Source organism: Yersinia canariae, assembly GCF_009831415.1.
Taxonomy (GTDB): domain Bacteria; phylum Pseudomonadota; class Gammaproteobacteria; order Enterobacterales; family Enterobacteriaceae; genus Yersinia; species Yersinia canariae.
This window is the reverse complement of the sequence record NZ_CP043727.1, coordinates 3,934,189-3,950,489: the sequence shown is the minus strand read 5'-3', so window position 1 is coordinate 3,950,489 and position 16,301 is coordinate 3,934,189. Positions and strand designations below refer to the sequence as shown.

Genomic DNA, 16,301 nt, shown 5'->3' with positions numbered 1-16,301 from the left:
ATATATAAGTAAGCTTTATCAATAATATCTTTACATTGATTGACAATGCGAATGGTTAGTCGTAATTTATCACGCACAAAAAGGAATGATAGTAATTATCATTACTATTTACATCGCAGTGGAGGTCTTTGTGCGATACCGCAACTCTGAAGAACATGGCAGCTCTGAAGAAATGCCCGTTAATTCGCCGTTTTCAGCCGTATCCTCGACATTTTTATTTACTTCAAGACACCAGAGTATCAAAACTCAGGGTATCTTCGAACGAATTAATCAAGCAGCACAAGGCCGTGCTGGCCATAACCATTCACTGCAATCTGCCCTGCAAACTGCGCTTCAGCGGGCACGTGATGCCGGGCAACAACAGCCTATCATCGTCGGGGCAATACCTTTTGATGCCAGTCAGGCGTCGTGCTTATTTATTCCCGAAAGTTATCAGATTTGTGACCGGCAACACCTGGTGGATGCCGCGCGTGTTGAGGATCGCCAGCCCGTGACGACCCGCGCCATACGTAGCCTGCCGGATGAAAATGAGTTCAAACATATTGTTGCCGAGGCCGTTGCCGCGTGTCAGCGCGGGGCAATCCATAAAGTTGTTCTTTCTCGTATTCTGGAAATTGATACTGAGACCCCGGTTGATAGTGATCAGGTGATGAATCATTTACTGATCCAAAACAGCACCGCCCATCATTTCCGAGTCCCCCTTGCGGATGGCGGCGTATTGCTGGGTGCCAGCCCTGAATTATTGGTTCGTAAGCATCGCGGCGGGGTTTACACCAATCCGCTGGCAGGATCCGCGAAACGCCAAATCGACCCGCAAGATGATCTGGATATCAGCCAGGCATTATTGGACTCAGAGAAAGACCAATATGAACATCGACTGGTTATCGATGAAATCCGCCGCCTACTTACACCTTATTGCACCCAGTTGAATATTCCCTCACAGCCTTCATTGATTAACACCGCTGCATTGTGGCACCTATCTTCTGCCATCAGTGGTGAGCTGGAAAACCCGCAAATGCGAGTCTTGGAACTGGCTAATCTGTTACATCCCACCCCGGCATTGTGTGGATTACCGACGCAAAAAGCCCGCCAATTAATTCGACAACTTGAGCCTTTTGAGCGGGGCTTATTCAGCGGAATTGTGGGTTGGTGTGATGAGCAGGGCAATGGTGAATGGGCGGTGATTATCCGTTGCGCCACTGTACATCCCACACAAGTCCGGTTATTTGCGGGGGCGGGCATTGTTGCGGCGTCGCAACCCGCGTCGGAATGGAGAGAAACTGAAGCTAAGCTGGGCACCATGCTCAATGCTATTGCCATCACCCCACCAGGAGCGCTGCTATGAGTATTGAATTTACCCGTTGGCCGGAGGAGTTTGCTCGCCGCTATCGCGAGAAAGGGTATTGGACTGCTCAGCCGATGACTGAGATTTTGTCACGCCAATGCCAGATACGGCCGGCGGCGACGGCCATCATTTGTGGTGAGCGCCACATAAGTTATGCGCAGTTTGAGCAGGCGGCACAGCGGTTGGCTGCGCACTTAACTCATTTGGGCTTGCGCTGTGGTGATACGGCATTGGTTCAATTGCCCAATTGTGCTGAATTCTATCTGGTTTACTTCGCGCTGTTGAAAATCGGTGTGGCGCCGGTCAATGCATTGTTCAGCCATAATCGGTTGGAATTAAATGCTTATATTGAACAGATCCAACCGCGTTTGCTGATTGCACATGCCGGTCATAACCTGTTTGTCGAAGGGGACTATTGCGCCCAGCTCCAGCAAAAAGTGCCGATGCTGGAGTTCTTGATCATGGCGGGAAATACGGATTATGCCCAGTCGCTGGAGACTTTGCTGTATGGCGATGGATTGGATGAATTAGAGAAGGAAACTGACGAATTTCACCCGTCAGCTGCCGATGAAGTGGCCTTTTTCCAGCTTTCTGGTGGCAGTACCGGTACGCCAAAATTGATCCCCCGCACGCACAATGACTATTACTACAGTGTGCGTGCCAGTGCAGAAATCTGTCAGCTCGATGAGCACACCCGCTACCTCTGCGCCTTACCGGCGGCTCATAATTACCCGCTCAGTTCACCGGGGGCTCTCGGGGTCTTTTACGCCGGCGGCTGTGTAGTGTTAGCCCCAGACCCCAGTGCCATGAGCTGTTTTCCGCTGATTAAGCGCCATCAGATTACGTTTACCTCTTTGGTTCCTCCGGCCGTAGCCCTGTGGTTACAAGCCGCAGAACATTTTGCAGCTGACTTGGCCAGTTTGCAGGTCTTGCAGGTTGGCGGGGCAAAACTCAGTGAGTCACTGGCGCGGCGTATCCCACAGATATTGGGTTGCCAGTTACAACAGGTGCTGGGAATGGCGGAAGGATTGGTGAATTACACCCGTTTTGGTGACAGCGACCATTTGGTGTTTACCACCCAAGGGCGACCTATCAGCGAGGATGATGAAATCAAAGTGGTTGATAGTGATGGATTTCCTGTTGCTATCGGCGAGGTTGGCGCGCTGGTGACTCGCGGCCCCTATACCTTCCGTGGCTATTACCGCAGCCCGGCTCACAATGCCAATGCCTTTGATAGTGAAGGTTTTTATCATTCAGGTGATTTGGTGCAGATGACGGAGGAGGGCTATTTGCGAGTGGTCGGGCGGGAAAAAGATCAGATTAACCGCGGCGGTGAAAAAATTGCGGCAGAAGAGATTGAAAACCTGCTGGTGGCTCATGACGACATTATTCACGCGGCATTGGTTTCTATGCCAGACGAGATGATGGGTGAGAAAAGCTGCGCTTTTATTGTTGGCACGAATGCCAATCTACGGCCAGTGACTTTACGTAAATATCTGCGTGAGATGGGCGTGGCGGATTTTAAATTACCCGATCGCTTTGAAATGGTTACCAGCCTACCTGTTACTCCTGTCGGCAAGATAGATAAAAAGCGGTTGCGCCAGGATATTCAAGACCGCCTCAGTGCGCTTAGCAAATAAGGATTTTATGATGGCTATCCCTGTTCTTTCTGCTTATGAACTCCCTAAAGTGGGGCAATTTCCCGCGAATAAAGTGAATTGGCAGTTCAACCCGGACCGAGCGGTGCTGCTTATTCATGATATGCAGGACTATTTTGTGAGTTTCTACGGTGAAAGTAACCCGTTGATACAGCAAGTTATCGCTAATATTGTGGCCCTGAGAAATAAATGTAAGCAACAGGGAGTTCCTGTTATTTACACCGCTCAACCCAATCATCAAAGTGCTGAAGATCGTGCATTACTCAATGATATGTGGGGGGCGGGCTTAAATAATCATCCAGCCAAACAACGGGTTGTGTCAGAATTGACACCGGATACGGATGATGAAGTGCTTGTTAAATGGCGCTATAGCGCGTTTTACCGTTCACCATTACGCCAAATCATGGCGGATAAGGGCCGTGACCAGTTGGTTATCTGCGGCATTTATGGTCATATCGGGTGCCTGACAACGGCTACAGATGCTTTTATGCAAGATATTCAACCTTTTATGGTCGCTGATGCTATTGCTGATTTCTCGCTAGAAGAGCATTTGATGGCACTTAAGTATGTCGCTACGCGCAGTGGGCGGGTTATTTTTACTGATGAAATTGTCGCGAACAGGAACGAAAATACATTAATTTTCAGCAAAAAGCAGCTTAAGCAGCAATTACTGGCCCTGATTGATGAAAGTGATCAAGATTTTGATGAAGACGACAATCTGATCGACTATGGGCTGAGTTCGGTGCATATCATGGCGCTGGCAACACAATGGCGTCAGCAAGGTATTGAACTGAGTTTTATTGAGTTGGCGAAGAACCCAAGTCTGAATAGTTGGTGGAGACTGCTGGAACCGCAGCTTACCGGGCTGAGCAAAAAAGTCTCACTGGCCGGAGCTGAATAATGGCTGCCAATAAAGTTGCACAGATGGATTTTAGCGGCAAACGCGTGTGGGTGACGGGAGCCGGGCAAGGGATTGGCTACCAAGTTGCTTGTCAGTTTGTTGCACTGGGCGCAGATGTGGTGGGGCTGGATAAAGTCTTTGCGGCGACACAGAATTACCCTTTCACTACAGCGTTGTTGGATATTAGCAACTCGCAGCAAGTCGAACTGGTGTGCCGGCATTTATTGAGCGAGATTCCACGTCTTGATGTTTTGGTCAATGGTGCAGGAATTTTGCGCATGGCAGATACCGAGGCACTGAGTCTGGAAGACTGGCAACAGTGCTTTAATGTGAATGTTTTCGGTGCATTTTATCTATTGCGCCAATTAATCCCACAATTCAAACAGCAGCGTTTTGGTGCTGTCGTCACTGTCGGTTCTAATGCAGCCCATGTGCCGCGCATCCAAATGTCTGCTTATTGTGCTTCTAAAGCGGCATTAACCAGCTTCAGTCATTGTGTTGGCTTGGAGTTAGCGCCGTACGGTGTGCGTTGTAATCTGGTTTCTCCCGGTTCTACCGATACCCCCATGCAGCGCGGTATGTGGCGCAGCGAAGATGCCGAACAGCAGACAATTGCCGGTTTTCCCCAGCAATATAAATTGGGTATCCCGTTGGGGAAAATTGCTATGCCGCAGGAAATCGCCAACACGGTGGCGTTTTTAGCCTCAGATTTAGCCAGTCACATCACAATGCAAGATATTGTGGTCGACGGCGGTGCCACACTGTCTGCCTGATAGGTCAAGTTTCATCCATAAACTCCTCTTCTTGATACCCCATAACAGTCATTGTTCATTGTTGTGGGGTAATTCGCACGGGCTATTTCCTCTCTCATATTGCTCTCAGTGATGGCTTATTACGGGCCACTCTCAGCATTAGTGTTACTTTTCGTGAATATAATTTTACTTCTAATCTTTTAAAATCAATTTGTTATGATTTTTAACATTAATGGTTGTTAATTATTGTGATTTTAATCGCATTTACTGCCCTGCTTATCCCTTAGATTTAACTTTAATAAACATTAAATAACTAAAATTAACATTTATGTATAACACCAGCAGCTGTAGTCGACAGGGTTATGGCTGACTTCTTCTCTACGAATAATGACAATATGAGGCTCTACTATGTCTGAATCATCCACCGAACCTTTAGTGATACCGAAGGTGTTACCGGAGGAAAATCATGCCTACCGTAAAGCGACATGGCATATTTTACCTTTACTGATGCTGTGCTACATCGTCGCCTATCTAGATCGGGTGAACGTTGGCTTCGCTAAGTTGCAAATGGCCGATGACTTACAATTCTCCGATGCGGTGTATGGTTTTGGTGCCGGAATCTTCTTTATTGCTTACTTCTTTCTGGAGATTCCCAGTAACTTGATGTTGCATCGTGTTGGGGCGCGGTTGTGGATTGCGCGCATCATGATAACTTGGGGCATCATCTCGGCGGGAATGGCTTTTGTTACCACGCCGATGTCGTTTTACATCATGCGTTGCTTGTTGGGAATTGCCGAGGCCGGGTTCTATCCGGGCGTCATTCTTTACATCTCTTATTGGTTCCCAACTAACCGCCGTGGCCGAATGTATGCTTTATTTGCCACTGCCGTTCCTCTATCAGGGGTGATCGGCGCACCGCTATCTGGTTGGATAATGGATGCCTTTAATGGTTTCCACGGCTATGCCGGCTGGCAATGGATGTTTATTCTGGAAGGTATTCCCTCTGTATTGATCGGTATTTTGGTGATTTTTAAACTGACGGATCGCATTGGTCATGCCAAGTGGTTAACCGACGAAGAGAAAAAAATCTTACAAACCAATATTGATAATGACACTCAGCACCATGTTCACAGTAGTCTGAAAGAGATTTTCTTACAACCTCGAGTCTGGTTGCTGACCCTGATTTATTTCTGCCTGATTGCCGGTTTTTATACTATTGGCTTCTGGTTGCCAACATTAATTAAAGACAGCGGCGTGACTAATATCTTGTCGATTGGCCTGTTGAGCGCCATTCCCTATGCCGCTGCTGCGTTGACCATGATAGTGGTGTCACGCAGTGCTGACCGTTTGCGGGAACGCCGCTGGCATCTGGCATTAACCGCAACATTGGGTGGGATTGGGATGATTATCTCAGCCAGTTTCAGTGACAACATCATCATCGCCATGATTGGATTAACCATGGGCGCGATGGGAGCACTCAGCACCTTGCCACTGTTTTGGAGCTTACCTACAGCGTTTCTTGGCGGCACGGCCGCCGCCGCAGGTATTGCATTGATTAACTCCTGGGGCAATCTGGCCGGTTTCGCCGCACCTTACATGATGGGCTACCTCAAAGATCTGACTCAAAGCACCACTATCGGGATGTTGATTATTTCCACCATGCTATTTATTGGTGCGGGGCTGGTCTTTTTAGTTCCTGCCAAGATAGTCAACCGCTAACCGCGCAGATAAAAAGGACAAAACGATGAATATAATGGTAACGGGTGCCGCTGGTTTTCTGGGGCGTCGATTAATCGAACGTTTACTGACTCTGGATTATCTGACGGACAGCCAAGGCCAGCAGCGCCGAATCAATAAAATAGTTGCCTGTGATGTGGTGCCGCTGAGTGCGATAGCTGATAAACGGGTACACGTATTTTGTGGTGATATCGCCGATTCACACTGGCTGGAGAGTGTTTTTGACTCGCAAATTGATACCGTTTTCCATTTGGCGGCGGTGGTTTCCAGTCAGGCAGAAGAAGAATTTGATCTGGGGATGCGCATCAACTTTGATGCTACTCGCGGTCTACTGGAGCGGGCGCGTCAGTTGGGGCACTGCCCTAAAGTCATTATTACCAGTTCAGTGGCGGTATTTGGCGGTGAGTTACCGGCGGTGGTGCCAGATGAGCAGGTTTGGTCGCCACAAAGTTCCTATGGGACGCAAAAAGCAATGAGTGACTTGCTGCTGGCCGATTATAGCCGCCGAGGATTTGTTGATGGCCGTAGCTTGAGAATGCCCACCATTGTGGTTCGTCCGGGTAAACCCAACCGCGCTGCTTCCAGCTTTGCCAGCGGTATTATTCGTGAGCCATTACAGGGGGTTGCGACGACTTGCCCAGTTAGTCTGCAAACACCTTTGTGGCTGTTATCGCCGAAAATGGCAATTAATAACCTGATCCATGGTCACCAACTGGATGCCAGTCAACTGAAGTCTGGGCGAGTCATTAATCTGCCAGGGTTATCTGTTAGCGTGCAGCAGATGATTGATGCATTACGGCGCGTTGCGGGGGATGAAGTGGTTGATCTCATTGAAGTTCAGCAAGAACCCCTCATTGAGAAAATTGTGAATTCCTGGCCTGGAAATTTTGTGGCCCATTATGCCAAAACATTAGGTTTTAGCAGTGATAAAGATTTCGACAGTATCATTAACGATTTTATTCTCGGCGAGTTATCCCATCGAGGAAGTTGAGTTGCCCTGATACCCTGTTTAATGCTGCCAGGTGCTCAGCACTTGGCAGCAAAGTAATGAATAAAAAGATCATTTTCTCTGCTTTAATTCATTGTTCATAAAAACACCAAAAAAGTATATTCCAATAAATAGATAAATTCTGCTACATATCGAACCTGATGCTTTGATATGAATTTTTGTTAGGATTTTATTTATCTCGCCCAATCTTATTTAATAAAGAATTTAATTCTGTTGTTATAAAGAATGGCAATGACCTCTCTGTAATTAAATTAATTTATTTTCTTATTATCCCAAACTCAATTTGATAGTCGGCGCTGTATTTATATTCAAAATAAATACATATTTTGTGAAAAATACTGAAATTTACTAATGATTTATTGAGTCTAAGGTAGCGATGCTTGTTTACATTTTAATAGATGAAATCAATCAGTTAGCTATTATTGATCGGTGATCTTGATCTTTTGTATTGGTTTTATGCTATTTTATTGCTTAACCCTGATAATCAGCTTTTTCCCTGCATAAATTATCAGCGATAAACACCTTGAAATCTCAAGGAAATAAACTAAAAAAATAAAACACAGGGGTATTCCCGTGAATTTTCTAAAACATATCACCATCAGGATGGCGTTATTATCTATTCTTGTTATATTTTTGTTGCTATGGGGAGGGGTTTCAGCCTTTACATTATTTTCACTTAACCAATTAACACATTCTCTTCACCTGAGTTCAAACCAACAGAAAAGCGTTAATATTATTAATCGTGGTAATGACCAGTATTTTCGTGTGGTCACTCGTTTAAGTCGAGCTGCAGCCTATCGCCAAAATGGTGCAATAGCCGATGCTGATCGTGAATTAGCCTCAGCAGGTGTTGCACTTAAAAATACCCAAGAAGCATTGCAGAAATTTAAGCTGCAATCTCATGAGGAAATGGATTCGTCACTGACGGAAAAAACCATTCAAAGCTGGGCGGTACTTTTGGAAAAAGGGATTGAGCCAATGTTAAAGGCGGTGACTGAAAACCGTTTTGACGACTATAGCCGCATGTTTAACAATGAATACCCTCAGTTCAGTCGCGAGTTTGGAACCACAATCGAGAAATATAATTTGGCGGTTGATCAATCAACAGAAGCCGCTAGCTTACGCGTTGAGTCTTTGGTCACGTGGTGTGAACGGGCGCTCCTGACTGCATTAATCGCAGGTATTATTATTTTGGTATTAACTGATCGCTATATTGTCAATTTCTTAGTGCGCCCTCTGGATTCGATTAAGTTACATTTTAAACGGCTAGCAGAAGGGCAATTAGGCAGACCCATGGCTGAATTTGGCCGTAACTGTGTTGGGCAATTAATCCCCTACCTAAGAGAAATGCAAAATAGCCTGGTGAATACCGTATCGACTATTCGTAATAGCACTGATGCGATTTATACCGGGGCGGGTGAAATAGCCGCGGGAAATGCAGACCTTTCTTCACGAACCGAGCAGCAAGCTGCGGCATTAGAGGAAACGGCGGCCAGTATGGAACAGTTGAATGCCACCGTAAAACAGAATGCCGAGAATGCTCACCAGGCCAGTAAATTGGCGGAAAATGCCTCTGCAACAGCACAAGACGGCGGGCGTATTGTCAATGATGTTGTGGCGACCATGAGCAGTATTACTGAAAGTTCTCGCCGCATCGCCGATATTATCGGTGTGATAAACAGTATTGCATTCCAAACGAATATTCTGGCATTAAACGCGGCTGTTGAAGCTGCAAGAGCAGGCGAACAGGGGCGTGGTTTTGCCGTCGTCGCCAGTGAAGTGCGCAATTTAGCTCAGCGCAGTGCGCAGGCAGCCAAGGAAATTGAAGGGCTTATCAGTGAATCAGTCTCCCGCGTGAATATGGGGTCACAACAAGTCTCTAAAGCGGGAGAAACCATGAACAGCATTGTTCAGGCGGTGACGAATGTGACTGATATCATGGGAGAAATAGCCTCTGCCTCTGATGAGCAAAGCCGTGGAATTAGCCAAATTGGTCAGGCCGTAGCAGAAATGGACGGTGTCACACAGCAAAATGCATCCTTGGTGCAAGAATCTGCTGCTGCGGCAGCTTCATTAGAAGAGCAGGCTCGCCAACTGACCGAAGCTGTTTCTGTTTTTAATCTCACAGACAATACCCAAGCGGCTTAAGAATGACGAAAAGATATTAACTTTTAGAAATAAAATGTTTTTGTCGTAATAATAATAGAAATAAGCCATCAGAGGGTGTCGGATACTCAGCATAATCTGGTGGTTTTTTATTGCCAGTTACCGATTTTGACCATAGAAATAAGATAATAGCTAAGTTTGTCACTATCTAATATTTACCATTTCATTGACTTTGGATTTGCCCTGTAACCAGTGTGACATCTTTCGAACTCGGAATACTCCTCTTCTTTTAAGATCATTAGTTCTGAAAAATCAGGTCATTGCAACTTAACTGAGCGGCGAGTGGGATAGACAAGGTTGTCACCCGTGGGCCAAATTATAGCATTGATAAATTTATCGATATGAGCGGAAAAATAAGTAATGTAATGCCATATCTCTCATAACCTTTTAAGCAAAACCCCAGACGACATGATTAAATAGCCAGCGGTTGAGTTAATTTAATTGGCATAACTATATGATTTAAAAGTATTAATATTTTTAATTTTTATTTAATTATTTTATCTTTAATCGAATGTTTATAGTCGATTATCCATGATGTATGTCACGACCTTATGATCTGGAGGAATAACTCTTGAGAACCTTATAATTTTCCTTTGTTAAGTATTTAAGAATTATTTTTAAGTGTCGTATAAGTAATTGTTGTTCGTATGGAATTAGCTTCATTGGAGAGGGAGACATTATTATGAATATGGTTGTGGATCTGTTGACTATAAGTGAACATGGTTTTGTTGCTAATGCACCCTCCAGTGTGAGCGTATTCTCCCTCGCACGTCGGGTGGCAGAATTTAATGTTCCGGTATTAATTACGGGTGAGACAGGAACTGGTAAAGAGTGCGTAGCCAAGTATATTCATCAGAAAGCGATGGGCGATAACGCACCGTATGTGGCGGTTAATTGTGCCGCGATTCCCGAGAGTATGTTGGAGGCAATATTATTCGGTTACGAAAAAGGGGCTTTTACAGGGGCAGTAAGCCGTGTTGTTGGTAAGTTTGAACAGGCCAATGGCGGGACATTATTACTCGATGAAATTGGTGATATGCCATTAGCGCTACAAGCTAAGTTACTGCGCGTATTACAAGAACAAGAAATTGAGCGCTTAGGCAGTAATAAACGTATCCCTCTGGACATTAGAATTATTGCTTCAACTAATAAAGATTTAAATGTTGAAATCACCGAAGGACGATTTCGGCAGGATCTCTATTACCGGTTATCGGTCGTTCCTATTCATATTTCGCCTTTACGTGAAAGGCCAGAAGATATTATGCCGCTAGTAAAGGCATTTTTTAATAAGTATCGGGGTTTTTTGGATGTAAAGGTAAATCTCACCCCCCAAGCAAAAAGTGAATTACAGGAATATCCTTGGCCGGGTAATGTGCGCGAATTAGAAAATGTTATTCAACGAGGGATTATTATGAGTAATAATGGACTTATTGATATTGAACATTTGGGCTTAGTTGCACCATATGACATTGTATCTAAAAACAATATATCTACAAACAATATATCTACAAACAATGTATCCACAGGTAATGTATCGGCAGGTAATAAACGTGTATTTTCGTCATCTAATCCTCAGTCTACGAACAATGACAGCAATATTAAATTACGCGGACGCCTGGCGCAGTATCAATATATCGCGGATTTACTGCAACAACACCAGGGAAGTAAATCCAAAACGGCCGAGTTTTTAGGTATTACACCCCGAGCATTGCGCTATCGGCTGGCTAATATGCGCGAAGATGGTATCGATATTGAGTGTTATGCATAGGAGGGTGGGATTCCCCCTCTTTTTTAACGTTTCAAGGGGGTTATTAACAAGGGGGATATTTTTTCGTAGGAGCCGTAAATCATGGAGACGGGTTTGTGATTCGGCCTGTCACGGTGGCTGTAGGCTGACATAAGAAGAGATTTTTTCTGCGAATGAAAAAATAGCCAGTGCCATTAGTGTGACCCATTTTCAACAGCATTCATTTCATCCATTTTTTCTTCATCTCTTTGTAAATTAAATTATTGCGTAGCTGTTCGCTTTGATGCCAATGGTTAATTGTCATAGCGAGTTGTTTCTAGTAGGCAATATAGCCACCTGTGACACCTATAATCAGAATTAAAAACAACAATAAATTAATGGCCCAGCGGCTAAAAATAAGACGCAGTTTGGCCGTAATTTTTAGGGGCGGGGCCTTTGCCGTTGAGATAATATGGGCGGTTACTGGGTCGATATTTTGTGATGTAATAGCAGCGCATTCTGACGGTGTTTCAGAGATAAGTTGTAGCTTTTTACTTAAAGGGAAAGTCGGGCTAATGCTCCGGTTATTATTTGTCTCAATACTCGAAATTAGATGCGAGAAATGCATTGTCTGCTGAGTTTTAGGTAATGTATCAGACTGTTTTTCGTTGCTTTCATCACGAATCTCACAAAAGTTCGGATCCAGCGAATAACCCATTTTAGGGATGGTTTGGATAATGCGTTGCTGTTTATTTTTGTCGCCAAGTGCTACCCGCAAGGTGTGAATAGCATTCGGTAAACTGTTATTGCCAATGACACGGCGGTGCCAGACTAAACTCGTTATCTCATCGCGGGATAATATTTTACCGGCATGTTCCAGCAGCACAGTGATCAATTTTAACTGATATTCACCGAGTCGCTTTGTTTCTCCTGTTTTTCTATGAGTCATAAACCCAGAAATCAGGTCGATTGAATAGCCATTAATTATATATGTTTTTTTTGTCATTTTTATTTGTAGGTAGCTGTAAATTACGATAGAACCATGGCCATATGGGCATTAAAACAGTCAATGCCCAGAGAAATACACGATGACATCAATATCGCGTTGGTCGATGAAAAAAATTAAGACTTACACAGGATATCACCCTAAAAAACAGGGAGTTTCAAGTAGCTGCGAGTCGATGATTCGAGTCAATGAACGTGACTATTATCCCTGAGACTTCATGTAAGAAAGGTAAGATATTTTCAGTATATTTCATTGCATAATTCGATGATTTTTAAATTTTATCTGAGATAATTTTTTTCTAGCCGAGCTGCTGCTGCATTATCAATACTCTCATTCAAGCAGGATAAATAATTGACTCATTCATTTTGGGTTTGTATTGTCATGATTTATATGTGTTATTCTATTGATCACAAAAAAATGAAAATATTCACCTATTTTTAGGTGAATAAAAATCATAGAAGTGGAATATTAATTCCTTCCTCCAAAGTGATTCCAGATTCTTCCTCTGAGTGGAAGTTTTATTTCCGTCTCATTTTTTAATTCTATATATATCAATGCGTTAGAATTGGCATGGCGATTGCTAACATAAAAAGACGATACGACGCTTAATGACGATATAAAGGACTGCTCATGAACACAGAGAAAAAAATATTTCCTTTGAGAATGTGGATATTATTATTGCTAATTTCCCTGATTGTAGTAGTGGCTATATTAGCGCGAGATGTTATTCAGGATAAACTAAAAGATGAGCCAGTGACTGTCAGCAAATCTTTTATTCGTGGTAATAAATCTGTCCAGTTTGTTGAAATTAACAACATGATTATCACACTGAAAGACAGTGAAAATGAGCGCTATTTACAATTGGAATTGGGGGTTGCTACTGGTGATGACAATGATATTAAGGCTGTAGTCTCCATGGGGCCGGTTATTCGTGCCGCAACAATAAACTTACTTTCTCATATGGATTATCAAGCTGCACGCAATACTTCAATTATTGATTTGCGCCGTCAACTGATGGGTGAATATAAGAGAGATTTTGAAAAATTAAATGTGCCCATGCCCTTTGACGATGTACTCATCAGCCGGTTAATTTTCCAATAATCACTATGGCGATAATGGATATTAACAATAATATTGCATGTCCCGCTTTCGGGAAAAAAGGGACATTTCGGGAAGCATATTAACTCTGGCTGACAATGGGCGTGTTTCGGGAACCGTGAGCATGATGCAACTTATCTTGAACTCTTGATATCGCTGAGTCCTGACAATAGCCACACATTCATATTATAAATGTGTGGCTGTAAGAATTAGCGTGGAGTGATGGTGACAGTATTGCCATTGGTGGCAATCGTCACGCGCTGACCGGCATGGAACTGAGTTACTCCTTGCGCCTGAACAACCAGGAAGGTGGTTCCGTTGTCACGGCGAACTTCCAGTTCAACTCCGCTACTGCGATTCATCATGCTCTGGACTTGTTGCCCCACAACCCCGCCGGCAACTGCACCCGCCGCAGTCCCCAGACGCCGACCTGTGCCACCACCAATGGTGTTACCCAGGAAACCACCGACAACTGCACCGCCAACTGCACCTGCGATGTTATTGCTATCACCGCCCTGAATAGTGACCGGGCGAACCGAAACTAGAGTACCGTAAGTGACAGTTTGGGCTTGCCCAGCTTGAGAGCTGCTGAACGTATCGCCCGAAAGGGTATTATTATTTGCGCAGCCACTGAGTGTGGCGACGGCGATAGCAACAACAATGAATGGCTTAATCATAGAGACCCCTTTTAGCGCATAACCGGTTAAAGATTGACCGGTAAATAAATCATAGCACGACTTATTTACCAATAACTTGATTTATATACAAAATATACAATTACCTAATTCATACGGCTATTCTTTGCGCTGTAGGCGTGCTGGCAAAAGTAAAATTGAGGTGGGGGCGGGGTGCTTAACCCTGCTTTAAGTGCAATTTTTGACCCAAAATACCTATAAATAGTTATGTGTTGGATGGGGATTATCTGTTGCGTACCTCGGGCGATCCGTTTTGTAACATTAAGATTTATCATCAGAAATAGTAAATGAGGGTGTTTAAATCCTCAATTTGAATGAAATTGATAAAAATCCCATTGTTTGCCGGATTTAACATTTCATATTAATGATGTTGATTAAATTAATTATTAGTCACGTTGGGTGATTTATATTATCGCCTTTTCTCGGTTTTATTTTTTATAAAACGATGAAGTAAGGGCTAATTGTTAACAGATTTTGGCGGCAGGAAGAGTTGAGTAAAATGTTAAATAAATCAATTTTAGTCAATAGGTGGCGAAAGTAGAACCCGATTGTGTCTGTTTTTTATACAGGATTTTTACCCTCGAGGGTGTAGCCCATCAAGCGCCAGTGCTGGCAAGGGGGGAGTGAGGCCAGATGTTATTTTTAGCGGCTATAGTGCGGCAGTTTTCACTGCTGGATGAGAGAAATTTTTATTCATCAGAGCGAGTTAATCATCCCCATTTTGCATTTCATCATTAAGTTAAATAGAATTTTTATTTCCCTTTAAATAACTAAAGTAAGTAATATATAATTAAAGTCATTACATTAATTGGCTATGCTCAGTTAATGATATTGAATTCCATCTGCATTCACCATACGTCCTCCTGACAGATTTTCTATTTTCTGGCAATTAAAATGTTTTGCTGAAACGGTTTTAGTTCACAGATATTTCCCTCGTGCTAATTCAATCAATTTCCATTGATAAAGATCAACTTAATTAAAGTTGCAGAGTTACAAACTATTAACAGAAAACCACGCTTTTTATAGGGATATGCCCGTTATTAATCTCGGGTATGTAAACAATAGAATAATAATGACAGGGGAAAAAAACATGCTTTCCCAGCATGGCGTTAACCGTCGTGATTTTATGAAGCTTTGTGCAGCATTGGCTGCCACCATGGGTCTCAGCAGCAAGGCCGCTGCTGAAATTGCCAATACAGTCACATCTCCCCAACGCCCGCCCGTTATCTGGATTGGCGCTCAGGAGTGCACCGGCTGTACTGAATCATTGTTACGTTCAACTCACCCGACCATCGAGAATCTGCTATTGAGTGTTATCTCAATGGAGTATCACGAAGTGCTCTCAGCCGCCTTCGGCGAACAAGCGGAGGAAAATAAACACCGGGCTATCGAGCAGTACAAAGGGAAATATGTGTTAGTGGTGGACGGGTCTATTCCACTGAAAGACGGCGGGATTTATTGCATGGTGGCCGGCAAACCTATTGTCGAGCATATCCGTGAAGCAGCAGAGCATGCGGCGGCCATTATAGCCATTGGCTCATGTTCAGCTTGGGGTGGTGTGCCCGCAACGGGCGGTAACCCGACCGGCGCGGTGAGTTTGCAAGCTGCGCTACCGGGCAAAACAGTGATAAATATCCCTGGCTGCCCGCCCAATCCGCATAATTTCCTGGCAACCGTGGCCCATATTATTACCTTCGGGCGGCCGCCCGCGTTGGACGCCAAAAACCGGCCGACCTTTGCCTATGGCCGCTTGATTCATGAAAACTGCGAGCGCCGGCCACACTTTGATGCTGGCCGTTTTGCCCGTCAGTTTGGCGATGAAGGTCATCGGCAGGGCTGGTGCCTTTATCATCTTGGCTGCAAAGGGCCGGAAACCTATGGCAACTGCCCGACACTGGAGTTCTGTGATGTCGGCGGCGGCATCTGGCCGGTCGGCATCGGGCACCCTTGCTATGGCTGTAATGAAGAAGGCATCGGTTTCACCAAAGGCATCGCCCAACTGGCGAATGTTGAGAACCCGACACCGCGCGCTGAAAAACCGCTCATTAATAATCCAGAAGGCGGCGAGATTTCGACTACCGCGACGGCGTTATTGGGCGGCGTGGTGGGATTGGTCGCCGGTGTCAGCCTGATGACCGTCCGTGAACTGGGGCGGCAACAAAAGCAGCGCCGCAAAGATGACGATCACTCATCGCGGGAGGAATAGCC

10 protein-coding genes and 3 pseudogenes are annotated in these 16,301 nt (G+C 44.6%); 11 read left to right on the top strand and 2 right to left on the bottom strand.

Annotation, left to right across the window (positions count from 1 at the left end):
* Positions 1–172: 172 nt before the first annotated feature.
* From F0T03_RS18165 to F0T03_RS21960, 9 genes and pseudogenes are all read left to right on the top strand, one after another.
* Positions 173–1,345: an isochorismate synthase gene (locus F0T03_RS18165; protein ID WP_159680996.1), complete on the top strand. Its 1,173-nt coding sequence runs from the start codon at positions 173–175 to the stop codon at positions 1,343–1,345.
* Complete coding sequence (locus F0T03_RS18160) at positions 1,342–2,985, top strand: (2,3-dihydroxybenzoyl)adenylate synthase (RefSeq protein ID WP_159679918.1); 1,644 nt, start codon at positions 1,342–1,344, stop codon at positions 2,983–2,985. Before F0T03_RS18165 ends, F0T03_RS18160 begins: the two co-directional genes overlap by 4 nt.
* A gap of 10 nt (positions 2,986–2,995) precedes the next feature.
* Positions 2,996–3,904: an isochorismatase gene (locus tag F0T03_RS18155; protein WP_159680994.1), complete on the top strand. Its 909-nt coding sequence runs from the start codon at positions 2,996–2,998 to the stop codon at positions 3,902–3,904.
* A complete protein-coding gene (dhbA, locus tag F0T03_RS18150) occupies positions 3,904–4,677 on the top strand; it encodes a 2,3-dihydro-2,3-dihydroxybenzoate dehydrogenase (RefSeq protein ID WP_246169914.1) in 774 nt (257 codons plus the stop codon). The genes F0T03_RS18155 and dhbA overlap by 1 nt, the downstream gene beginning before the upstream one ends.
* Before the next feature lie 387 nt (positions 4,678–5,064).
* A complete protein-coding gene (locus tag F0T03_RS18145) occupies positions 5,065–6,375 on the top strand; it encodes an MFS transporter (protein WP_159679916.1) in 1,311 nt (436 codons plus the stop codon).
* Between the two features lie 25 nt (positions 6,376–6,400).
* Positions 6,401–7,384, top strand: a complete 984-nt coding sequence (gene denD, locus F0T03_RS18140; RefSeq protein ID WP_159679914.1) for a D-erythronate dehydrogenase — start codon at positions 6,401–6,403, stop codon at positions 7,382–7,384.
* 591 nt (positions 7,385–7,975) lie between these two features.
* Positions 7,976–9,550, top strand: coding sequence for a methyl-accepting chemotaxis protein (locus F0T03_RS18135; protein WP_159679912.1), 1,575 nt, complete (start codon positions 7,976–7,978; stop codon positions 9,548–9,550).
* Between the two features lie 700 nt (positions 9,551–10,250).
* A pseudogene (locus F0T03_RS18130) lies at positions 10,251–11,001 on the top strand (sigma-54 interaction domain-containing protein); the annotation flags it as partial.
* A 158-nt stretch (positions 11,002–11,159) separates the two neighbouring features.
* Positions 11,160–11,336 (top strand): annotated as a pseudogene (locus tag F0T03_RS21960) (helix-turn-helix domain-containing protein); the annotation flags it as partial.
* Positions 11,337–11,966: 630 nt separating this feature from the next.
* On the opposite strand, the pseudogene F0T03_RS21955 reads toward F0T03_RS21960, so the two are convergent.
* Positions 11,967–12,300, bottom strand: a pseudogene (locus F0T03_RS21955) (winged helix-turn-helix domain-containing protein); the annotation flags it as partial.
* Between the two features lie 630 nt (positions 12,301–12,930).
* Here F0T03_RS21955 and F0T03_RS18120 point away from each other — a divergent pair.
* Positions 12,931–13,401, top strand: a complete 471-nt coding sequence (locus F0T03_RS18120) for a flagellar basal body-associated FliL family protein (RefSeq protein ID WP_159679908.1) — start codon at positions 12,931–12,933, stop codon at positions 13,399–13,401.
* Positions 13,402–13,607: 206 nt separating this feature from the next.
* On the opposite strand, the gene F0T03_RS18115 is transcribed toward F0T03_RS18120, so the two are convergent.
* The gene (locus tag F0T03_RS18115) at positions 13,608–14,075 is read right to left on the bottom strand and encodes an outer membrane lipoprotein (protein WP_145553360.1); all 468 of its coding nucleotides are present in this window, start codon (positions 14,073–14,075) and stop codon (positions 13,608–13,610) included.
* A 1,090-nt stretch (positions 14,076–15,165) separates the two neighbouring features.
* On the opposite strand from F0T03_RS18115, the gene hybO reads away from it, so the two are divergent.
* Positions 15,166–16,299, top strand: a complete 1,134-nt coding sequence (hybO, locus tag F0T03_RS18110) for a hydrogenase 2 small subunit (RefSeq protein WP_145553358.1) — start codon at positions 15,166–15,168, stop codon at positions 16,297–16,299.
* Positions 16,300–16,301 lie beyond the last annotated feature (2 nt).